Here is a 23,233-nt window from a genome sequence, read left to right on the forward strand (position 1 = left end):
TTTTCTAAGCGTGGATGGCGGTGGCAATGGCATCTTCAAAGAGGAATTGGTGCAGGAATTTTTCTGACCATTCCTGACCGAAATAACTGCTAAATAGACCGGAAGCGGGATCCCGTTCGGCACTATATCGATCGTAGTCTTTTTGGGCGGCGATAATCGGTTCTTGCGCGGCTGCGCTGGTTAGGGGTTGGGCTTTTTCTAACAGTTGCCAATACAGTTGGATAAACTCTTGATAAGCGGGGAAAAGTTGCTTAACTACTGTCTCCGCATCGGTTTTAGCAAAGAGCAGATAGGGGGAAAAATACTGATTAGCGTCGTAGTATTTCATCGGCAAATCTTGAGCTAAATCGGGGTATTTATCCCGGATATATCGCATGGGTTCGATGTATTTGGTTAAATAATCTTGGTCGCGAAAAAGAGGTTGAAAATCGAGAACTACTAATATTTTCTTTTTTCCAAACGCCAAAAAATCAATGCCCAGCAGGGGTAAATCGTAATTGTAACTAGGATAAATGACACTATTAAAAATTTGGGCTGTTTCCCCCGCGTTAATGTAGGTGTAGCGAATTTTGCGGAATTGGGGACACTGATAGCACCAGCTTTCAATCATAGCCGGATTTTTCCCCCGTTGACTAACTTGAAATTCCAACTCTGGCAGAATCGGACGAGTCTGTAACGGGAAGCGTGCGAATAGTTCTCGCTCTAGGTAGTGGAGGAAGGGCTGAAACATATACTCGTCGGTGCTTGGGGTTTTTGCAAGCATAGGCAACCCGCCCGCCTTTTGTCCCGTTTCTGAGAGAGAAGTTAATACTTTGTAATAATTAGTAGCGGGGCGAGTATTGCCGATGCCGTCGGCTTTGAAAAATTGCGTTAAAATTAACGATCATAGCGAGCAATAAAAAAAATTGGCGTTGTCAGATCAGAATATGAAAGATGCAATGCAATCCTTGCTATCAAAGTAATTTGAGTTCCCATCTGATTCGGATCATCTTTCAATTTGACAACGTCGGAAATTCAGTTTTACCTGAGCAGTTTACCTGACTATAGTCCCAAAATTGCCCTGGCCATTCGCCCGCACTGGGGTATTGAAAATTCCTGACATTGGACGCTCGATGTCACTTTTGGGGAAGATGCTTGTCGTGTCCGCTCTCGGCAGGTCCCAGACAATCTGGGACTGGTGCGGCGTTTTGCTGTCAATACCCTCAAGCGAGAATCTACCTTCAAGCGCAGCCTCAGGCAGAAGTCAAAGTGGGCAGCGATGGATAATGATTATATGTTTACCCTGCTGGCGGCTGGCTTACCTGCTTGCACTCAAGAGCTACAATCTAGCTGTCAATAGGCTTTGAGATGCGCTGACCCTGTATGAATAACCCGGAAGAATACATCATGATCACAGCGAAAATCCTAGACTTGACCATTCCCGATCGCTATTTAAATTCTGTGGTTGAAAACTGGCAACGCTTGCAAGAAATCGCCAGTTTAGTGACAGAATTTCCCTTAGAGGATGACGGGGAAAGTGCCCTCAGCTTTGAACCATGACTATTTCTGTAAGCAATTTAGCTCGATCGATCCAAAATCGTCAAACTAGCGCCTTAGAAGTTATTAGCCAGACTTTGGCGGAGATAGGGACGAAAAATCCCCATTTAAATTGCTTTACCGACATTTTACAGCCTAGGGCGCTCGCCCAAGCCCAAAAAATCGATCAAGCGATCGCCAATGGGCAAGCCGTCGGCTCCTTAGCAGGGGTCCCCTTCGCCGTCAAAAACCTCTTTGATATCGAGGGTATTGTCACCCTTGCCGGTTCCAAAATCAATCGAGATCACCCTGTCGCTGGACAAGATGCGATCGCTATTCAACCCCTAGAAGCGGCCGGGGCAGTTTTGGTGGGGGCGACCAATATGGATGAGTACGCTTACGGTTTTGTCACCGAAAATGCCCATTATGGAGCCACTCCCAACCCCCGCGATCCTAGTCGCGTCTCGGGAGGATCCTCCGGCGGTTCCGCCGCTGCCGTTGCCGCTAATTTAGTGCCTCTCGCCCTCGGTTCCGATACTAATGGTTCGGTGAGGGTTCCCGCCGCTTGCTGTGGCGTGGTGGGGCTAAAACCCACCTTTGGGCGCGTATCCCGTCAGGGTCTATTTTTGTTCGTTAGTAGTTTAGACCATCTGGGATTTTTTAGCGACAATGTGGCGGATATGGCGGCTATTTGGAGTCTTTTTGCCAAAAATAACCTTAAAGCTCCTTTAAATGGCTTAGAGGGGGTAAAAATAGCCCTTGCCGATGATTATTTTCAGCAGGGAGCCGAACCAGAAGTAATCGAGGCGGTGACAGCGATCGCCGAACGTTTAGGAGTTACCAAAAAAATCACCATTCCCGAAACCGTCCGCGCTAGGGCAGCCGCCTATATAATTACCGCTTCCGAGGGCGCAAATTGGCATTTACCGCGTTTACAGACCAGATTAGAGGATTTTGACCCCGCAACCCGGGATCGCTTCTTGGCAGGGGCATTAATTCCCTCTAGCTGGTATTTACAGGCTCAACGTTTTCGCCGTTGGTATCGCGATCGTCTGCGAGAGATTTTCAGCGAAGTCGATATTATCCTCACCCCGACGATTCCCTGTATTGCGCCGCAGTTAGGAGTAGAAAAAATGATTATTGACGGGCAAGAGCTATTAGACCTAATTTAGGCAGATTCACCCAACCTTTTTCTTTTATCGGTTTACCTGCCCTTTCGTTGCCGATTAAACGTTCATCCCGGCTACCTTTAGGTTTGCAAATCATCGCCGCACCCGATCGCGAAGACTTAATCCTAAGCGTAGCCAGGGTTTTAGAAGAAATGCTCATCGATATCCAGCATAAGTGAGATTTCAAGGGCGTACTTCCCCTTAAAATCCCTAATTTAGGCACTTATTAAGCGAAAAGGTCAGTTTTCCAGTCTGAGTAAACAATCTACTGACTGGGAGACTCCTTTTCAATCACATCTAACCAAGCGGCGGCTGATCGCTCCCAAGTGTCATTTAGGGCAATTTTCCGACATCTTTCGCGCTCTTGATGCAAAAGCTGGGGATTTTTCAGTAATTCGACAATTTTCCAGGCTATAGCTTCCTGAGTAGCCGGATCGGTTACTTCTCCCGGCACTTTCACACAGTAGTCCTTTTCTCGAAAAACAGCAAAATCCGTCACCACTGGCAGACAACCCACCACTGCCGACTCGCGCACAGAAATACAATCGATCTCACGATAGGTGCAACCGTAGTAATGAATAGCAGAGCGCGCTTTTTCCTCGATTAGTTGACGATAACCCATCATTCCGCGATCAACTACCCCCGCACTAGCTTTAATCAAAGCGATTAAATTATCGCGCCATTCCTTGCGATCGCCAATTTCATCCCGTTTAGTAAAACCATAGTAGAGATGTAACTCGGCTGCGGGAATTGCCGCCTTGATAATCGGCCAGCCATGCTTTAACATCGACTCTAGGCCCCGATAATAACGAGAGGCATAGACTAGACGATAGGGAAGATGCTCACTTTCCGGCACTGTCTCACTTACAGCCAAAAGGGAAGTATCGATACCATTAGGAACAATCGGACATTGATGATCGGGACAGAAATCCAGTAAATCCCGTTGATATTGGCTTTTACAGAAAATTTTGTCGTATCTAGCCAAAATTTCCGGGGTATAGGAGTCTGCCGGCACTTTAATATCGTGCCAATCAAAAAAAATTCGTTCTGCCTTGGTACCCGGACGGCAATAGGTGGGATGACGAGAGATCACCAATGTCTCAAAGTGATCCTGCCAATTCATCTGGTAATAATTAACATAGCGAATACCGTCCTGTTCCCCTTCCATACCCTCACAATTGCCGAAAATCGTCACTTTATAGCCGCGTTTCGTCCATTCCTGCGCTAAAAAAGCCACCGATGCCTGGGTGCCACTGGCCCCCCGTTGCCAAATTTCCGCCGGACGCATGGGACGATATTTTTCTGTGTAAATAACGATCGATTTTTTCGGCCAACGACGGGCGCTCAAACGCTGTTTAATTTGAAATAGGGAAGGTGCGCTGGCCCGTAGCCATTGTTTGAGATTAGATTGTAGGGATGGAGTAGCTTGTGACACTCTTTTTCTCCAAGATCGAGGGAAAATAGGGGCGATGGGTGATAGAGCCTTAGTTTCTCGAATTTAACTCGATTTCTCGACTCAGTAGAACAATTCGAGCCTATCATATAATAGGTTCAAGTCAAAAATCAATCTTTTTATTGCCATCTATCTGCCAGAAAATCTATGAAAATTGTCATCCCGATCGTGTTTTATCGCAAAGGAGGAGTAGAAAGAGTCATTATCTCTTTAATACCTAGCTTATTAGAATACGTCGAACAAATTATTATCGTCCTCCCTCGTAATGAAATTGAATATTTTAAGTCTTTAATGCCTGATTCCGATAAACTTATCTATGAGGATTTTGCTTTTTACCCCCAGAGTTTTGAAACAAAATCAATCTATTTTTATGAGCTTCTAGCGAATTTTTATAAAATCCTAAGACTGAGTTCTATTCATCGTCTTTTCTCTCGTAGAATTGAACTTTTACGCATCGAAGCAAGAATTAATCAGATTATCAAGCGTTACCAAGCTGATCACTGTTTATATGGGATGACTAATCGGATTTCTCCCCCTAATGTCAAGGTTACTTTAAGTGGCATTATTTATGATGTCTTTTGGCAATTTGCTCCCTTAACTTACTCAGAATCCTATCAAGAACCCTACAATGAAGTCTTAAAAGAATGGTTAGATAAGGCCGATCTACTGTTCACAATTTCCCAAAAAACTAAAGACGATGTTTTAAAAGTTTTTCCCAATGCTACCTATGCTAGTAAGTTAAAAGCTGTACCCTTAGCGGGATTTGTCGAGCAGTCTCATACCAAGAGTTATTTAGTCAAAAGTGAGCTAGTTACTTTTTATTTTCCTTCCTCTTTTGGTATCTACAAAGATCATCTGACTTTGCTCAAAGCAGCCATTAAACTAGCGAAACAAGGTCTAAAATTTCAAATAGTTTTTATCGGTAAAGAAACCGATAATCTAGTTAGTGGAAATTTGCAATTATCTCAACAGTCTAAAACCCAAGAATACCAAGAATATCTCAAAGAATGTACCCGACTTTATCGGGAAAATCAAGAAATTTTTGAGAGTCATATCAAGGGATTAGGTTATCAAGACTATGAAACCTTGCAATTTTATTATCAAACCTGTTCCTGTGTGGTATTTCCCTCAAAATACGAAGGTTTTGGATTAGCAATAGCAGAAGCCATTTTACAGGGTATTCCCGTTATCGCTTCCGATTTAGAAGTGTTTCAAGAACAGGTGGAATTATATAATTGTCCTGAAAGAGTGCAATTCTATCCTAGGGGAGATGCGGAAAGTTTAGCTAATTGTTTAGAACAATTTATCCTCAATCCAATTCCTCGCTTGTTACCCGAAGATATTCCCAATAAAATTAATCTCTGGACTTGGGAAGATGTGGCGAAAAAATATGTAGAACTACTGAAAGAAAATGCAGGTTACTGATCTCTATATCTACCCGATTAAATCCTGTCGAGGTATTCAATTATCCCAAGCTGAAGTGACTCCTAAAGGTTTACTCTGGGATCGAGAAATGATGTTAGTGGATGGCAAGGGTAAATTTATCACTCAAAGAGAATATCCGCAATTAGCCACCGTTTCTATCACGATGACAGAGGATAATTTTTCTCTGAAAACATCTCAAGATTCCCTAACTTTTTGTCCTAATTTCACAGGAGAAAAAAGAGCGGTTCAAATCTGGGAATCTCACACCATAGCCATGGATCAAGGGGATGAAATCGCCGAATGGTTCGAGAAAATTCTCGACATTCCTTGTCGTTTAGTGCGACAATCTCCCGATTATCCACGTCCCGCGAATCCTCGCTATGCAGGGAATGATCATACTCCCGTCAGCTTTGCCGATGGTTATCCAATTTTATTAACTAATACTGCTTCTTTAGAGGACTTAAATCGGCGTTTAGTTGCACCAGTGCCGATGAATCGTTTTCGGCCTAATATTGTTATTAGTAGCGATCGAGCTTTTAGCGAAAGTAGTTGGCAAAAGATCACAATTGGAGAGATAAATTATGCCCTAGTTAAACCCTGTAGTCGCTGTATTATCACCACCACCGATCAAGAAACAGGTAGGAGAAATCCCCAGCAAGAACCTTTAAAAACCTTAAGCACTTTTCGCAGTTTCCCGGGGGGAATTATGTTCGGAGAAAATGTCATCCCCGAAAAGACAGGTACAATTAAAGTCGGCGATCCTATTACCGTAATCTAGAGATCTAGAGATATAGGGGGATAGGGGTTATCAGTTATCAGTTATCAGTTATCAGTTATCAGATGTGAGTTTTCAGTTCACTGATTAAGTACCTAAGCAAAATTAATTACACATATCTAACCCCGCTCTTGCCTATTGCCTTTTGCCTCTTGCCTATCTTCACTAGGAAATTAATTTTGCACGACTACTTACTGTTCACTGTTCACAGCAAAAAACTCCCCACTCCCCACTGATAACTGTGCGGGCATCAAGGTTAAGATAAATAACCATAAGAACAATACTTGATTAGAGACACTGAAACCATGCCCCTTGATACCGCATCGATTTTAGAAGTATTACGTCCCGTTCAAGATCCAGAACTGCAAAAAAGCCTAGTGGAATTGAACATGATCCGCAATGTGGCGATCGATGGCGGAAAAGTTAGCTTTACCCTAGTTTTGACCACTCCCGCCTGTCCTTTGCGCGAATTTATCGTGGAAGACTGCCAAAAAGCCGTTAAACAGCTGCCCGGGGTGGAAAGTGTCGCTGTGGAGGTAACTGCCGAAACCCCGCAACAAAAAGCTTTACCCGATCGCCAAGGCGTGGAGGGGGTTAAAAATATTATCGCCGTTTCCAGTGGTAAGGGCGGTGTCGGGAAAAGTACCGTGGCTGTCAATATCGCCGTCGCCTTGGCTCATTTAGGGGCAAAAGTGGGGCTATTAGACGCGGACATCTACGGCCCCAACGCCCCGACAATGTTGGGCTTAAATGACGCACAAGTGACCGTACAGGGCGCAAATGGCGAGATATTGGAACCGGCTTTTAACCATGGCATCAAAATGGTTTCCATGGGCTTTTTGATCAACCCCGATCAACCGGTAATCTGGCGCGGTCCGATGTTAAACGGCATTATCCGTCAGTTTCTCTATCAAGTCAATTGGGGCGATTTAGACTATTTAATCGTCGATATGCCTCCCGGTACCGGGGATGCACAATTAACTTTAATTCAATCGGTCCCCCTAGCCGGTGCGGTGATTGTCACCACTCCCCAGACGGTTTCTTTAATTGATGCGCGTCGGGGTTTAAAAATGTTCCAACAGCTAGGGGCGCGGGTTTTGGGTATCGTGGAAAATATGAGTTATTTTATCCCCCCCGATCAGCCCGATCGCTCCTATGATCTATTTGGGTCCGGTGGTGGGGAAAAAACCTCGCAAGAATTGGGCATTCCTTTACTGGGATGTGTACCTCTGGAGATATCCCTGCGGGAGGGCGGTGATACTGGTGTACCAGTGGTTTTAGGGCAACCAGAATCGGCCTCAGCTAAAGCCCTGATCGCGATCGCTCGTCAGGTGGCGGCGAAAGTATCCGTGGCAGCCTATAGTTAGTTAGTAAATTTGGGGAGAGAAATGGTGAGAAGACAGTCCCTTGTTAGTAGGAAACTAAGCGGTTTTAGTGAGCAGTTTAGCTTTATTTTCCGTGATATAGCCCAAATTGATTGGCTTTTGTTCGTTTTGGTGACGGGTTTAACCGTTTTCGGTGGTTTAATGATTCGTAGTGCCGAAAGACATACCACTGCTCTCGACTGGTGGCAACACTGGTTATTCGGATGCGTGGGAGTGGCGATCGCTTTATTTCTGGCCCGTTGTCGTTACGAAAGTCTGCTGAAATGGCACTGGTTAACCTATCTTCTTACCAATCTCTCCCTAATTGCGGTAATTGTCCTAGGGGTGACGGCGAATGGGGCGCAAAGTTGGATTAATATCGGCAGTTTTAACGTGCAACCGTCGGAATTTGCGAAGGTAGGTTTAATTATCACCCTGGCGGCCCTCCTACATCATCGTCCCGCCGATAATCTTTTTGCGATCGCTCGTGTCTTTGTCGTCACTGCCATCCCCTGGGTGTTAATTATGGCGCAGCCGGACTTGGGGACAGGATTAGTCTTTGGTGCAATTACCCTAGGCATGATTTACTGGGCTAATGCGAAACTACCTTGGATGATTATCCTGTTATCTCCCCTCGCATCGGTTTTTCTGTTTAATTTACTTTTTCCTGCTTGGATTGTTTTAGCAATTATCATCGGTGTACTTGCTTGGTTTACCCTTCCCTACCGTTTTTTATCTACTTTCATCGTGGTGGCAACTAATCTGGCAGTGGGTAAATTGGGCGAGGTTTTTTGGGGTTTATTAAAAGAATATCAAAAAGATCGTTTAACCCTATTTCTTCACCCAGAAAAGAATCCTTTGGGGGGAGGTTATCAATTAATTCAATCCCGCATTGCCATCGGATCCGGAGAATTATTGGGACGGGGATTACACCAAGGCACCCAAACCCAATTAAATTTTATTCCCGAACAGCACACCGATTTTATCTTCTCCGTAGTCGGGGAAGAATTCGGTTTTGTCGGCAGTATTCTAGTTTTAATAGCTTTCTGGTTAGTTTGTTGGCGTTTGTTAGTCATTGCTAATACTGCTAAAGAAAACTTCGGTTCTTTAATAGCGATCGGTGTTCTCTCGATGATCGCTTTTCAGGCAATTCTTAATATTAGTATGACCGTGGGATTAGCCCCGATTACAGGGATTCCTCTACCTTGGTTAAGTTATGGACGTTCATCTTTATTAACCAATTTTATCGCCTTGGGTTTAGTGGAATCCGTGGCTAATTATCGCCCCCGTAAGCGTTTGTACTAAGTAGTCGTGCAGCTATCAGTTATCAGTTATCAGATTTGAGTTTTAAGTGTGGAGTATTAAATAGAAGTTTCCTACTATCTTTTTACTGATTACTGTTTACTGTTTACTGATCACGGCAAAAAGCTGACGGCTTAGATGTATATAGCGTTTTTCAGTCTGCTGAGGTACAAAAGTTATGGGTTTTAGGCAAAAGGCAAGAGGCAGAAGGCAAAAGGGAAGAAAAATAGGTGTACCTCAATAGCTTAGGAAACGCTATAATTAATTTTGCTTAGGTAATTAATATTTGAGCAGATTTAGTAGAGTGGGAAACCCACTTTCCGCACTTCTTAACATTCAATTGATGATTTTTACTAATATATTCCTTCCAAACCCTTGCCAGTAAGAATTATAACTACAATGATGGATTTTGATCAAGGTGAAGAATTGTAAATTTTTTTCTCAGAAAAAATCAATTATTGATAATGTTCTCAATAGTAGTTTCTATAATCAAGGTTTTTCGTTAAAACATCTTGGGGAATGTAAAAACATATACAAGTATATGAAGATATGCTGAATGTCGGATTTAGCAGAAATTGTTCTTAAGTGCTTGACATTGGCCAGATTAGTGCTTAGGATGTTTTCCATCACCCAAACAAAGGCAAATTATCTGCACAATCCCGATTCTGAGAGCCATGCACAGCAAAGCTTTCAAGGGTTAGTACAGGTGGTTAGTTTTGTCTGAGTGATCAAACCTATTCACTCGAAATTACCAGAGGAATAACAATGGCATATCCTAACGATCAACAAGGTAAAGCACTTCCTTTCTTTGCTCGTTTCTTGTCCGTAAGCAAAGAGGAATCTTCCATCAAGTCTCCTTCCCCTGAGCGTGAATATAATGTTACACTCAAATACCCTTCTGACTGGGAAGAGTTTTAAACTCAGGTTACATGAGTAATTGCAGCACTTTTCTTGATTACACCGTACAGACAAAAAGCTAAAGGAGCCACTAAGCAAGGCTTGCAGCCAAAAAAACTGCACGTTGAGATCCTGAGAAGTGCTGTAAAGTAACTTTGGTAATTACTCAAGAAAAAAACCAATACTGCAATAAGTCAAGCAAAAGCAAGACTTTTTGCAGCATTTTCTTGAGATTAGGATCAATAAAGACCGACCCAAAAGCCTTAAGATGGGTTAAAATGTAAGGACTTGCAACTGATATGAAAGAATCGCCTAAAGTTGTTTTATTGTTGACCCATAGCGGCGATTTTTTCACGATTGACCGCGTGGCTGAGGCGATAGAAAAAAAAGGAGCCACACCTTTTCGCTTAGATACCGATAAATTTCCCTTAGAGGTTCAACTAACAGCCCAATTTAATGGGAAAAAAAGTTTTTATCAATTAACCTATAACCATCAATCTATTGATAGTCAACAGGTGCAATCTGTTTGGACAAGACGTATTTGGCAGCCTGAACTAACAGGGGATTTAGATCCTCAGTTTCGGGAGGTTTGTGTGCGAGAATCCCAGACGACTTTGGCCGGTTTTTGGGATAGTTTAAGGTCAGCGCGTTGGTTAGATAATTTAGCGCAAATTGAGAAGGCTAAAAATAAGTTATTACAACTTCGTTTGGCCTCAGAAGTTGGCTTAATTATTCCCCCCACTTTAGTTACCAATAATCCTGATGCTGCCCGGGAGTTTTTTTCCCAGGTTCAGGGAAGAATGGTGAGTAAATTGTTAACTGCGATCGCCCACAGCATGGAATCGCCGGAATTTTTTCTTTATACCAGTAGGGTGAAAGCAGAAGACCTTGAGGAAGCGGAATCTTTACGTTATTGTCCCATGGTTTTTCAAGCGGAAATTCCCAAACAGTTAGAATTGAGAGTTGTCGTGGTTAATGGACAGACATTTGTGGGAGCTTTAGAATCTTCTCAGTATAATAATTCTGCCGTAGATTGGCGAAGACCGGGTATTGATCCTGGTGCTTGGCAACATCATACTTTACCCGATTCACTATTGCAGCAACTTCAGATTTTTATGGCTAATTTAGGGTTGAATTTTGGGGCGTTTGATTTTATCTTAACTCCTAGGGGAGAATACGTTTTTTTAGAAGTTAATCCGGGTGGTGAGTGGGGAATGTTAGAACGGGATTTAGATTTACCTATTTCTCATGCGATTGCCGATTTTTTAGTATGCTAAAAATCAAACCAAAACCTAATCAGGATTTTGAGGATTTTAGGATTATCAAGATTCTCAATCCAAAATCTAATCAGGATTCTCAATCCCAAATCATCAAGGAAATCTATGACCGTTTTAATTGTTACTTTTAGCCACGATAATGAAAGTATTCCTCTGGTAATCAAAGCCATAGAAACGATGGGGAAAAAAGCCTTCCGTTTTGATACCGATCGCTTCCCCACAGAGGTGAAAGTTGATCTTTACTCAGGCGGTCAAAAAGGCGGAATTATTACCGATGGAGAAAAAAAATTAGAGCTAAAAGAAGTTTCTTCTGTCTGGTATCGACGCATGAGATACGGACTAAAATTACCCGATGGGATGGATAGTCAATTTCGCGAAGCTTCTCTTAAGGAATGTCGGTTAAGTATTCGAGGAATGATTGCTAGTTTATCTGGTTTTCATCTTGACCCAATTGCTAAGGTAGATCATGCCAATCATAAACAATTGCAGTTACAAGTGGCGCGACAATTAGGTTTATTAATTCCGGGGACTTTAACTTCTAATAATCCTGAAGCTGTCAAGCAATTTGCTCAGGAGTTTGAAGTGACGGGAATTGTGACTAAAATGCTTTCTCAATTTGCTATTTATGGAGACAAGCAAGAGGAAATGGTTGTTTTTACCAGTCCTGTTACTAAGGAAGACCTAGATAATTTGGAAGGTTTGCAATTTTGTCCAATGACTTTTCAGGAAAACATTCCTAAAGCTTTGGAATTACGCATCACTATCGTCGGTGAACAAATATTTACGGCGGCGATTAATTCCCAACGATTAGACGGTGCTATCTACGATTGGCGAAAAGAGGGAAGAGCGCTCCATCAACAATGGCAACCCTACGATTTACCGAAAACTATTGAAAAACAACTACTAGAATTAGTGAAATATTTGGGTCTTAATTACGGTGCAATTGATATGATTGTCACACCAGATGAACGTTATATCTTTTTAGAAATTAATCCCGTTGGCGAGTTTTTCTGGCTAGAACTTTATCCTCCTTATTTTCCTATCTCCCAGGCGATCGCTGAAATCCTAGTTAACTCATAAACTGGCAAAGACAGAGCCAGAGTATTTCATCGCATCTTTGCTCGTTTTTTATCTGCGGACCAAGACGAGGCTCCGACTCCCGATTCCCCCCGACTACTGACTTGAAAATAGAGGCTGAAATAACGCAAATTCGTCGATCATACTAAATCCGTTCAGTATAGGCTACATATCAGGAGAGATACTCCTGCAAGGGGAGTGACTCTTAAATTATTACAGATGCGTCAGCGGCTGCGTGTAAGCATCCCACCGAAAAACTAATGCGCGGGGGGTTTGGGGGCGGCGCCACGCCCCCAACGGGGGGTTTGGGGGGTAGAACCCCCCAAAAGCTTGGATTGAGTGATCAAGTGGGAAGTAATACGGCCATCCGTTAACCCCACCAACAAACTTTTTCAGCAAACCCTACTTAATTTCCAGACCAAGACTTTCTCTCTCGCTTCTATCAGATTCATGCCGATTTTTTCTAAAACTCGCTTTGAAGCTATATTATCGGGAGCGCAGCCGGCGGTCACTGTTTGCATACCAGGTTGAGAAAGTGTCGAGTCCATCATTGCTTTTGTCGCCTCAGATGCGTAGCCTTGTCGTCGATATAACGGCGCTACTTGATAGCCAATTTCTACAGCATCTGTGGGTAAACCTGTGGCATCAGGAATAATTTTGATCATCACATGACCAATAAGGGTATTTTCTGTTTGATGAATAATTAAACTCCCCCACCCCCACTCATTTTGTAAGGGGAATTGCAGCAAAATATTGGCAATATCAGGGAAAGCTTGAATCAACTCTTGTTCGGCCCAGTCAGCTGCAACTTTTACCCCCAAAATTGTTGCTAATTTATCGATACTTATAATTGCGGCATCGAGAAGTTCAAGCTTGAAGGGGACTAAATATAATCGTTCCGTCACCAGTTTTTCCAGTGCTTTCATTTGATAAAATTCCTATACCAGTTATCAGTTAGTAGCTTGTTAATCAACTTACCCAGCAAAAACCTCATTCTCTAGTTCTCCTGAGAGGGGGAAGTCTGAATACTCTGTCTCAATTTCAATCTGTTTGTCACCCCATTAGCTATATTCTCACCCATTTTAAGGTTTTTGGGTCTTTATCGTAACGATAATTAAAACCATCTTTGGCAGTAATAATTTTACCTAAACTGGCACGACTCCGGACGTTACTTAAAGAATAATCAGTTAGGGACTGCATTTGTTGATGGGACAAACCTTCGGCTATTTCAGAAACTCCTGCAATTTCCGCATCATGCTCAGTTTTAACCTCAGACAAAGGCTCTATTTTTACCGCCGAGAAATTTTCTGATTTTTTTGATGTCATGACCATGTTATTCACTTTTTTGCGCTGATAATCTTCTACAGTTGACAGCTGCCAATGGGAATTTTCTGTTAACTCTAAGACCCATCGATGATAATTAAATAAACTTTCCCGATGACCGACACTAATAAAGGTGGTTTTACTTGCCTGTAATTGCTGATATAAGCTGGCTTCATTGGCCAAATCTAAAGCGCTGGTTGCTTCATCTAAGATAGTAAAGGTAGGTTTAGTGATTAATAGTCGAGCAAAAGCTAATCTTTGCTGTTCTCCGAGGGATAAAATCTGTTCCCAGTTGACTTGTTTATCTAAGCTATTTTTGTCAGTTAATAAATGTTGCAGGTTGACTTTTTTTAAGCTGTCTTCTAATTCTTCATCGCTCACCTGCTCATTGGTATTAGGATAAAGTAATTGCTGGCGTAAAGTGCCAAGGATAATATAAGGACGTTGGGGTAAAAATAACATTTTAGCTAAAGGAGGACGTACTAAACGGCCACTACCTGCCTTCCATAAACCGGCTATTGCTCGTAACAAGGAACTTTTTCCTCGACCACTGGGGCCAATAATGAGTAGGCTTTCTCCCAAAGGGACAGAAACCGATAAATTTTCCACAATTACCTTTTCATAATCGGGAGTTTGTAGGGTAAGATTCTCAAAAGCTATACGATTATCTTCCAGGGTGATAATACGACTTAAGTTGTTCGGCTCTTCACTGGCAACTTTTAAGGCATCTGTCAAAGTAGCTAACCGTTCAATATAACTTGAAACTTTACCCGATGTTCCCCATTCAGTAATTAATTGTCCCAAGGCATTAGAAAAAAGAAAACAACATAAACTAGCTTGACTAATTTCTCCATAATCGATTTCGTTTTCAATAAACATAGGGGTCAAAATAAACATTGAAAATACACTAATCGCTGACTGATAACCTCGATTAAAAAGATTACTAAACCGTTCCCAATTTATCAGTTTTTCGGAGCTTTGAGTAAGCCGTTGAAAACGGCCTTCAATGATTTTTTCTTCCTGCTCTTCTCCCTGAAAAAAAGCAATTGATTCGGCGTGGTTACGCACATGGGTTAAAGCATAACTATAATCGGCCTTATCATTAAGTTCAGATTGATTAATTTTGTTTAATTCTTGAGTTAGATAAATTGCTATTAAATTTCCTGTGATCGTATAAATGATCAGATAAACCGCAATTTGCCGAGAAATTGTCCAAAGAATAATCGCAAAAGTAATCATTTGTAAACCTTTTTCCACGAAGGTAATTAACAACCTTAGGGTCATGGTCGTAATTGGTTCAATTTCTTGAGATAATCTTTGATCGGGATTTTTTAAGTCCGAGGTAAAATCAATATTATAATAAGCGCGATCATTGAGATACTTTTTAACGGTTTGTTTCGTTAACCATTGATACCAATCTAAGGCTACTTTGCGACGAATAAATTGAGAAAAAGCAAATAAACCCGTTGCCACGATAATCAAAAAACTGGATAACCACAACGTATTTAGATATTTAGAAAGGTCTCTATCTTCAATAATAATATCGAGTACATAACGATTCCAGTAACTACTAAAAGCTTCTACCCCCACCGTTGCCAAGATACTTAAAAAAACCAAAGCTGACATCCCCCAAGAAATGAGTACATCTCCAAAGGCACGTCCATTTAACTCCGTTGGATACCAATAGGGTTGAGCCACAATTTTTAGGCTTTCCCAAAATTGACCAAATAGTGAAAAGGGATTATTGGCGGACTGGTCGGACACAACAGGGTTTTCCGTTGCTTGTTTAGTAGTATATTGGGGCATCTAGATGCAATTGGCAGTTCTTTTACTGTTCTCTTGACAACTCGCTATCATATTGTAGCGGCAGAATTACCTCTTGTTGTCTTTTGGTAACATTTTTATCTCGAAGTTGAAAGTGACCTATGGTTCAGTGGTTGATGCTCTCAAAATCACCTTAAGTCATGTGCCGAAATGCTCAGGAGCGGATGGACAATCCCCAGTCTTGTGAATATTCGATTCTGACGACTAAACCGGAATTAGTCGCCACTTACCCAGTCCCAGTCTCTCAGAATACTGCCAACTATGGCGAGAAAGCTCTGAGATAACTAATAACTACTTGACCCACTTTTGTTACTGTGGCAGTTTAGATACTGATTACTGGTCACTAAAAAACCCCTATCTCTCAATCTCCGTGATCCTCAAAATGATTAGCTAGTAGGAATTTTCGACTGGTATTTAACTCTTGCCATAGCTGGTTAATTTTCTCGTAAGCTTCCGTAGAGGTAAGTTTTCCTCCACTGTGTAAACCGGCGATAAAAGAGACTCTCAGGGCGAATTCCTGCAAGTTAGCGTTAAAAACCAGATTTTGTGGCGTGAATAAACCCCTGTAGCTGGTTTTAGGGTAGAGAAAGTTATCTTTAGAATTGAATTTTTCCATTGTGACCAACCCCCCAGTATAGGATATCTACATTATTATATATTTAACCTTTTGTTAACCCAAGCTTAACCTAAGAATTTAAACCTGTCTCTAGATTCTTAAGAGAGTAGCTGCTCAACTTGATTAGCCGCCGCTATCCCAGAAGTTAAGGCCGTTTCTAGGGAAGAATTTCTCGATAAATCTCCTCCTTGACACCAATCACCACAGGCAACTAGAGGTAAAGGACTATTAACACTTAAACAGGGTACAGCTAAACCCTGACGGACTAAAGCATAACGCCAACGGTGAATCTGTGACCAATCCGGGAGAGGCAAAGAAGCACGAGAGAGCAAATCTAGCTTAACTGCTTCTAAATCCTCGCTATCGAGATATTTAACCGCAAAATCGGCACTACTATGCACAACAAAGACATAATCAGGGGATGATTGCCGTTTACTGCTATCAAGTCCTAACCAAGCGATATCGGTGGAGGGAGCAACTGCGGGTAAAGAATCGCCATAACCCGCCATTACCGTTAAACAGGGATAGTAAACGATTGATCGCAATTCTGGCATAGTAGTTATGGGAGAGTTTTCTAACAATAACGCTGCTTGCGGGGCGGGAATAGCCAGGACAATCACCGAAAACTCCCCTCGAATTTGACCGTTATTGTTTAAAAACCATTTTTCTTGATGATTTTCCAGACGAGTAACCAGAAAATCTCGTTCAATTTCTAAACCTTGAGCTAAAAATTTCGCCACGCTATTGATGCCAGAAGGAGCAACATAGCTAGAATCAAACCAAGAAGTAACTAGATTCTCTCTCAGGAGATTATCAATTAAAGCCGCCGTTTTTTCGCCCTGAATAGTCAAAAAAGGCAAGCCATGATCCACAGCCATCTCTTGATTGGCTCGATTAACCCGTCGCGTGGCTAAACGACCACCAATACCTCTAGACTTATCAAATAGCTTAACAGTATAACCTCGATCGCACAACTGACGAGCGCAGGTTAACCCGGCTAAACCCGCACCAATGATCCCAACCTTAATCGAAAAATTTGTCACTAGCCTTCCTAATCCTGTAAACCCTTGAGTTAATATTAGTAGTAATGTGCGAAACGTTTAGGCATGAAATAAGGCTGAAATGCCTGAAATAACCGCCTAGTAAGGTCTTCAGTCCCCCGACTGAATCTAAGAGGTCAACCACGACCAACCTTATAACTGTTTATATGTCCCGACGTTTAGTATCACCCGATACCAAACTAGGCAAAGGGACTCAAGGTCAATACACTTGTAATAAATCTTTACAAGGTGAGAGTAACGGCGATAGCCACCCCCAGATTCAGAAGTCACAACTCTGGGACTGAAGCGGGGAACGGAAGGCTCCGAGGTGTAACCTAACACCAGAATCGAAACCACTGCCAACCATCCATGATTAGGCGTAAGCCAAATGTCTGACGTGAACCATCGTAATTGTATAGCAGTGAAATAGGTTGACACACTGCGTTCAAAAGAATAAGGGGAATAGTGAGGAAATATTACTTTCACTTACACAGACCTTTAAAGTACCCCGGTGGAGAGGACAAATCTAAAGATGGAACGCCCATATAAACGGAACGTGATAAACCCTTTTAGGCTCTGAGTATTGGTCGAAATACCCAGTAGCGATAAGTGTAAGCGCAAGCCTCTAAGGGTGTGTGATGTAACCAAAAGCCAACGCTTGACTGTAATAGTCAGGATATGCTAACGGGTTACGGTTTGATTGTAAGGATAGAGTCTAGTAGGAGTCTATATGACGAAACCCTTGAGAAAGTAAAGGATTCGGGAAACCGAAAACCACTAAGACTACGAATGTATGGAAAGCTATCAATTGGGGGAAAATCCAAAGATACGTTTTCAAGCTCCAAAAGAGGATATACCAAGCGGCTAAATCGGGACAGGATGCAAAGGTTAGAAAGTTACAACGTCTATTGGTGAAATCGTACTACGCTCGGCTATTAGCGGTTCGTAAAGTAACCCAAGATAATCAAGGAAAGAAAACAGCGGGAGTTGATGGGAAGATAGTAATATCCCCAGAACAAAGGCTAAATCTAACCGAAGAAATCAAGGGAACACTGAAGGCAAAACCGCTAAGAAGGGTATGGATTCCTAAACCCGGCAGGGACGAGAAACGCCCACTAGGAATACCGACCATCAAAGACAGAGCTAGACAAGCGTTGATTAAATCGGCACTTGAACCAGAATGGGAAGCAAAAATGGAAGGAACCAGCTATGGTTTCCGACCCGGAAGGTCTGCCCATGACGCAATATCAAGAATATACATCACCATTAATCGAGGTAGCTACTTTGTATTAGATGCTGATATTGCCAAATGTTTTGACCGAATTAATCATGACTCCTTACTGTCTAAAATTCATTGTCCAAGTTCCCTGAAAAGAGACATAAAACAATGGCTCAAAGCAGGAGTATTGGATAACGGCGTATTTGAAGAAACAGAAACAGGGACACCACAAGGAGGGGTAATAAGTCCACTACTTGCTAACATCGCACTGGATGGAATGGCAAGGTTGATTGAAACACTATTCCCCAAAAAGAGTGATAAAACAAATCAAGCTGTATTAATAAGATACGCAGATGACTTCGTAGTGATTTCACCTTCACTCGAAATCATTGAACAGTGCAAAACTGCTATTTCCGAATGGTTAAAACCGATAGGATTAGAACTCAAACCAGAAAAAACCAGAGTGTGTCATACACTCAAACCCATTGAATATAATGGAAAAACGGAAGAACCCGGCTTTGATTTTCTAGGATTCAATATCAGACAATACCCAGCCGGAAAATACAAAGCAGGTAAAATAGCCAAAGGAATACCTAAAACATTCCTAACTCACATTAAACCTAGCCAAAAAGCAGTTAAAGCCCACACAGAAGCGATAAAAGGTGTAATTAAAAAACACAGAACAGCACCTCAAGCAGCCCTGATTAGTCAACTAAATCCAGTCATTAGAGGTTGGGCAAACTACTATTCAGGAGTAGTATCTATGGATACCTTCAAAAAACTAGATAATACAATCTGGTTAATGTTAAGGGCATGGACAGTATCAAGATGCGGTAAAGCGGATTACGAAAAACTGAGAAACTACTTTAAACCGGGTACAGTTAAACTCAGTAATGGGAAAGAAAGACAAGAATCTTGGTTATTCCAAACCAAAGACGGTCATCAATTATGGAAACATAATTGGACACCCATTGTCAGACATACCCTAGTACGCGCCGACGCTTCACCCTACGACGGAAATTGGACTTACTGGGCGACCAGACGAGGACAAGCAATCGACACACCTACAAGAGTAGCCAAACTACTTAAGAAGCAACAAGGCAAGTGTAGCCGATGCGGGCAATACTTTACCCCGTCAGATTTAATTGAAGTTGACCACATTCACCCTATCAGCTTAGGTGGAAAGGATGAATATAAAAACCTTCAATTACTACACCGCCACTGTCACGATGATAAATCGGCATCTGATGGAAGCCTAAAATCATCTAATTCGACATCACCCGATGTTAATGTAGATAATATAAGGTCAACCAAAAGAAGTCAAGCTGTACCCTTAACAAGGGAACAGTCAAACTAGGAGCCGTGTGAGGTGAAAGTCTCATGCACGGTTCTGAATGGGAGGGGAGGTCGGCGACGACCTTCTCGACCCCTAAACAGCACTAGCGAAACTGATTTGATTATTGGGGCTGAGGAGGACAAACCACATTGGACGAACTACGCACAGCTTTGGAGTTAGCCACCGAGGAGGAACTACAGCAAATCACTAACATCCTCTTTTGCCGTCGTTTTAACCCTCTCGATTATCTACGAGCGCCGGACGCAATCGCCGTTCAAAGTCAAGATTGGGATAGTTGGTTAGATAGCGTCGAGGATCGTTTTCGTTATTTGGCGGCCGACGGTGTGACAGTATTAAAAGGTCAAACCGAAAAAGTTAGTTATCGTCAAATTCTCGTCCGTGTCTGTCATTTCCTCAAGGTTCCCTACTCCCAAAAAATGCCGACAACGGAAATTGAAGCGGAAATCTATCTTCATCTGGTTAACAAAGCTTGGAAACGTCTCCCCCCATCGGAACAAAAATCCCTCTCGATTCAAATTCAAAAGGCGCTCGCGGATTGCCGCACTCCCCAACCCTTACCGGTTCACCTACAACACAATCCCCTCGATATAGTCCTCAAAGGCAGTAGCGTCATCGCCGTTAATTCTATCCTGAAACCGATTCTGCTCAAACATATCGCCGGGCAGTTCGCTCTCCATTTTGCCCGCTATCAAGGGGCAAAAACTGCCCTAGTCCAGGGTGGGGCAATTGCCAATCAAATCGCCCTGCAAACCGCTAAACAGGGCATGACTAGGGCGGCGGCCCGCTACGGAGCGGTCAGAACCGTGTTAAGTTTGGTAGGACCGGCTTTATGGGGTTGGTTTATTGCTGATCTCGGTTGGAAGGCGATCGCCACTGACTACGGCCGGATTATCCCGACTATTTTTGCCCTTGCCCAAATTCGTCTGACTCGTGACGATTGTTGGCAACCTGCATAACATGAAAAAGATTTTTTGTCAAGGGTGGGAGTGGAATTTAATACTTTTTTCAGTTTTTATCGCCCTGATCCTGCCGGAGTTAGCGGGTATCGGCATTATTATCGTGTTAATTAGGGTTGTTACTGGCAATTTTCGGGCAATTATCCAGTCACGTCTCAATCAAGGTCTCGGTATCGTCACTCTTTGGTTGATGATTAGTGCCAGTCTGTCCCCAACTCCGGGGGATGCTTGGATTGGTTTAGGAAATTTCCTGCCTTTTTTCTTCTTTTTTAGCAATATTCGGCAATTAATTAAAAAACCCTCTCAATTGCGTCAACTAGCTTGGGCGATGGTTATTCCGTCGGTTTGGGTAGTGGTGATGGGATGGGGACAGATTTTTCTCGGTTGGCAAAAACCGGAAGCATTAAAAGGGATTTTTACCTGGCCCTACGGGGTGGGGGGTGAACCTTTGGGGCGGATGTCTTCGGTTTTTATGTATGCTAATCTTTTGGGGGCTTATTTACTGATAACTCTGATTTTAGCCCTCGGTTTATTAATTCTAACTTGGCGGCAGTGGCACAGACAAAGAAATTGGAATTTAAATCTCAAAATCGGGTTTTTAACTTTAACCATATTGATCGACAGTGTAGGGCTATTTTTAAGCAATTCTCGCAATGCTTGGGCCTTAGCCTTTTTAGGTTGCCTAATTTTCGCCCTTTATCTGGGTTGGAATGCCTTAGTCGCCGGTTTTGTCCTCTTGGGAGGGGTGATTTCTCTTGCTTCTTGGGGACCAAATCCTTTCAGGGATAGTCTGCGTTTCTTGGTTCCTAGGGCGATTTGGGCGCGATTATCCGATGAAATGTTCCCCAATCGCCCTCTAGCTACTCTCAGATCAACTCAATGGCGTTTTACTCTAGAAATGACCCAAGAAAGACCCCTATTCGGTTGGGGATTACGCAGTTTTACACCTCTCTACGAAAAAAGTCAGGGATTATGGTTAGGTCATCCCCATAATTTATATTTGATGTTAATGGCAGAAACGGGAATTATCGGCTTAATTTTATTGTCTGTTTGGGTGGGTTGGATTTATGCCCAAGGGGTGCGTTTATTTATCTTTTTACGGCAACAAAAAGCCGGGGGTGAGTTAATTATCTTTACCTATCTGGTAGCTTTTGGTGCTTGCGTTTTATTTAATCTCGTCGATGTCACCCTCTCCGATGTCAAGATTAATACTATTGTTTGGCTTCTCTTGGCTGCTATTGCCGGGGTGAGTCAAAGGTTAAATTATGAATTATGAATTATGAATTATGAATTATGAATTGGGAAGTGGGGTGTAGGGTGTGGGGTGTGGGGTGTGGGAATTGGGGAATTGGGGAAGTGGGGAATTGGGGAATTGGGGAGAGGGGAGAATAAATAAAATAATCTCCTGAATAAGGGTGCATCCCACACTTGCAGAAATACCAACAATCAGCAATTATCAGTGACTCTTAAATTAGTACAAAAATATGAACAATCGCGTGTAAGCATCTCACAGTTAACCTAATGCGCGGGGGGTTTGGGGGGTAGAACCCCCCAAAAGCTTGGATTGAGTGATAAAACCGAAAGTAATGCCCAATTTTAGGAGAAAGTTTCCCCTTAAAAATCCCAAATTAGTAGATTTACCAAAATGAGATGCACCCCCTGAATACTGATAACTGAATACTGGCTCCCCAAAACGAAAACTTCGCACCTCACCATTAAGATAACTGCTATAAATAGACTTTTAATAACCAAAGAAAGAAAGGAATAGTCAGAAAACTAGCAAGGGTAGTGACCACAACTGTGCGGGCCATTAAAGTAGCCGAACCACCGAATTCTGTGACTAAAATGACGGTATTAACGGCGGTGGGCATGGCACTTTGTAGGATGAGAATTTTTAGATCCATACCGGTTAATCCTAAACTACTGCCGATCGCAAATGCCAAAAGAGGAGCGACTAAAAGACGCAAACAGGTCCCTAATAACTCTAATTTACCGATCGCTAATTTTTGCTGAGATAATTGGATACCTAGGATAATTAAAGCCAAGGGAATTGCCGCTTGTCCCAGATAGCTAACGCTTTTATCTAATTGCAGGGGAAGATGAAAAGGGAAAGTTTGAAAGCCAATGCCGATAAAAATTGACCAGATTAAGGGCAATTGAAAAACTAAGCGAAATCCTGAAAGAAAGCTTTTTCCTTGCAAATAAGCGGGACTAATACCAAATAAAAGAATACTAGAGCCAATCATATAGATTATCGCTCTTTCCAGTCCGGCCGCACCCAGGGCAAAACTAGCCACTGGTAAACCCATATTACCGTTATTGGGCATCACGGCGGCAGCCATGAGGCTTTTGCGGGTATCACCATCGAGACTGAGACAATAGGCGATAATTTCGACGACAATCGCCATTACCAGTGAGATAAGAGCAAAGCCTAGGATAATTAAACCGATATTGCTGCCGGATAAAGTGGTGTGATAGAGTCCATCAATCACCAAAGCGGGGGCAAGAATATATACCGTGATTTGGGAAAGGGAATGCACTTCCACAGTGAGAATTTTTCCTGCTATCACACCGATGAGGATGATAAAACCCACTGGAACAATAGCGGAGAGGATGACAAGCATTAATCAAGTAAAAAGTAAAT

General features: G+C 42.5%; 18 protein-coding genes and 2 pseudogenes. 13 read left to right on the forward strand and 7 right to left on the reverse strand.

The features are described from left to right. Positions 1-4 precede the first annotated feature (4 nt). The gene (locus B5D77_RS00260) at positions 5-730 is read right to left on the reverse strand and encodes a 15,16-dihydrobiliverdin:ferredoxin oxidoreductase (RefSeq protein WP_106909929.1); all 726 of its coding nucleotides are present in this window, start codon (positions 728-730) and stop codon (positions 5-7) included. A gap of 261 nt (positions 731-991) precedes the next feature. On the opposite strand from B5D77_RS00260, the pseudogene B5D77_RS26820 reads away from it, so the two are divergent. The 3 genes and pseudogenes from B5D77_RS26820 to B5D77_RS00270 all read left to right on the forward strand — a co-directional run. Further along, positions 992-1,339: pseudogene (locus B5D77_RS26820) on the forward strand (ISAs1 family transposase); the annotation flags it as partial. Between the two features lie 23 nt (positions 1,340-1,362). Next, a complete protein-coding gene (locus B5D77_RS00265; protein WP_106908050.1) occupies positions 1,363-1,539 on the forward strand; it encodes a DUF4089 domain-containing protein in 177 nt (58 codons plus the stop codon). Then, a pseudogene (locus tag B5D77_RS00270) lies at positions 1,536-2,863 on the forward strand (AtzE family amidohydrolase). The gene B5D77_RS00265 and the pseudogene B5D77_RS00270 overlap by 4 nt, the downstream one beginning before the upstream one ends. 86 nt (positions 2,864-2,949) lie before the next feature. Here B5D77_RS00270 and B5D77_RS00275 read toward each other — a convergent pair. Beyond that, positions 2,950-4,119 carry a glycosyltransferase gene (locus tag B5D77_RS00275; protein WP_106908051.1) on the reverse strand — a complete coding sequence of 390 codons (1,170 nt, stop codon included), beginning with the start codon at positions 4,117-4,119 and terminating at the stop codon, positions 2,950-2,952. Positions 4,120-4,284: 165 nt separating this feature from the next. On the opposite strand from B5D77_RS00275, the gene B5D77_RS00280 reads away from it, so the two are divergent. The 7 genes from B5D77_RS00280 (at position 4,285) to B5D77_RS00310 (ending at position 12,257) form a co-directional block, all read left to right on the forward strand. After that, positions 4,285-5,562: a glycosyltransferase gene (locus tag B5D77_RS00280; protein WP_106908052.1), complete on the forward strand. Its 1,278-nt coding sequence runs from the start codon at positions 4,285-4,287 to the stop codon at positions 5,560-5,562. Further along, positions 5,549-6,340, forward strand: a complete 792-nt coding sequence (locus B5D77_RS00285) for an MOSC domain-containing protein (protein WP_106908053.1) — start codon at positions 5,549-5,551, stop codon at positions 6,338-6,340. Before B5D77_RS00280 ends, B5D77_RS00285 begins: the two co-directional genes overlap by 14 nt. A 302-nt stretch (positions 6,341-6,642) precedes the next feature. Next, positions 6,643-7,704, forward strand: a complete 1,062-nt coding sequence (locus tag B5D77_RS00290) for an Mrp/NBP35 family ATP-binding protein (protein ID WP_002796707.1) — start codon at positions 6,643-6,645, stop codon at positions 7,702-7,704. Positions 7,705-7,725: 21 nt separating this feature from the next. Then, the gene (gene rodA, locus B5D77_RS00295) at positions 7,726-9,006 is read left to right on the forward strand and encodes a rod shape-determining protein RodA (protein ID WP_008201951.1); all 1,281 of its coding nucleotides are present in this window, start codon (positions 7,726-7,728) and stop codon (positions 9,004-9,006) included. Between the two features lie 762 nt (positions 9,007-9,768). Then, positions 9,769-9,921: a microviridin/marinostatin family tricyclic proteinase inhibitor gene (locus tag B5D77_RS00300; protein ID WP_008201950.1), complete on the forward strand. Its 153-nt coding sequence runs from the start codon at positions 9,769-9,771 to the stop codon at positions 9,919-9,921. 278 nt (positions 9,922-10,199) lie between these two features. Next, positions 10,200-11,177, forward strand: coding sequence for an MvdC family ATP-grasp ribosomal peptide maturase (locus B5D77_RS00305; protein WP_106908054.1), 978 nt, complete (start codon positions 10,200-10,202; stop codon positions 11,175-11,177). A 105-nt stretch (positions 11,178-11,282) separates the two neighbouring features. After that, positions 11,283-12,257 (forward strand): MvdD family ATP-grasp ribosomal peptide maturase, encoded by a 975-nt coding sequence (locus B5D77_RS00310; RefSeq protein WP_008201946.1) that lies wholly within the window; start codon positions 11,283-11,285, stop codon positions 12,255-12,257. Positions 12,258-12,646: 389 nt separating this feature from the next. On the opposite strand, the gene B5D77_RS00315 is transcribed toward B5D77_RS00310, so the two are convergent. The 4 genes from B5D77_RS00315 to B5D77_RS00330 form a co-directional block, all read right to left on the reverse strand. Then, on the reverse strand, positions 12,647-13,180 hold the full coding sequence (locus B5D77_RS00315; RefSeq protein WP_106908055.1) for a GNAT family N-acetyltransferase: 534 nt from the start codon (positions 13,178-13,180) through the stop codon (positions 12,647-12,649). Between the two features lie 139 nt (positions 13,181-13,319). Beyond that, positions 13,320-15,383 (reverse strand): ABC transporter ATP-binding protein/permease, encoded by a 2,064-nt coding sequence (locus B5D77_RS00320; RefSeq protein WP_106908056.1) that lies wholly within the window; start codon positions 15,381-15,383, stop codon positions 13,320-13,322. Between the two features lie 379 nt (positions 15,384-15,762). Further along, entirely contained in the window at positions 15,763-16,017 is a 255-nt protein-coding gene (locus B5D77_RS00325) for a hypothetical protein (RefSeq protein ID WP_002783089.1), read from the reverse strand. 98 nt (positions 16,018-16,115) lie between these two features. Beyond that, on the reverse strand, positions 16,116-17,060 hold the full coding sequence (locus B5D77_RS00330; protein ID WP_106908057.1) for an NAD(P)/FAD-dependent oxidoreductase: 945 nt from the start codon (positions 17,058-17,060) through the stop codon (positions 16,116-16,118). Between the two features lie 800 nt (positions 17,061-17,860). Between B5D77_RS00330 and ltrA the strand changes: the two genes are divergently transcribed. From ltrA to B5D77_RS00350, 3 genes are all read left to right on the forward strand, one after another. After that, positions 17,861-19,633, forward strand: a complete 1,773-nt coding sequence (gene ltrA / locus B5D77_RS00340; protein ID WP_254053083.1) for a group II intron reverse transcriptase/maturase — start codon at positions 17,861-17,863, stop codon at positions 19,631-19,633. Between the two features lie 128 nt (positions 19,634-19,761). After that, positions 19,762-20,589, forward strand: a complete 828-nt coding sequence (locus tag B5D77_RS00345; protein ID WP_002783091.1) for a YaaW family protein — start codon at positions 19,762-19,764, stop codon at positions 20,587-20,589. 1 nt (position 20,590) lies between these two features. Continuing rightward, positions 20,591-21,865 (forward strand): O-antigen ligase, encoded by a 1,275-nt coding sequence (locus B5D77_RS00350; RefSeq protein WP_106908059.1) that lies wholly within the window; start codon positions 20,591-20,593, stop codon positions 21,863-21,865. 451 nt (positions 21,866-22,316) lie between these two features. On the opposite strand, the gene B5D77_RS00360 is transcribed toward B5D77_RS00350, so the two are convergent. Further along, positions 22,317-23,213, reverse strand: a complete 897-nt coding sequence (locus B5D77_RS00360; RefSeq protein ID WP_106908060.1) for an AEC family transporter — start codon at positions 23,211-23,213, stop codon at positions 22,317-22,319. Positions 23,214-23,233 lie beyond the last annotated feature (20 nt).

This window comes from Microcystis sp. MC19 (genome assembly GCF_003019735.1).
Classification (GTDB): Bacteria; Cyanobacteriota; Cyanobacteriia; order Cyanobacteriales; family Microcystaceae; genus Microcystis.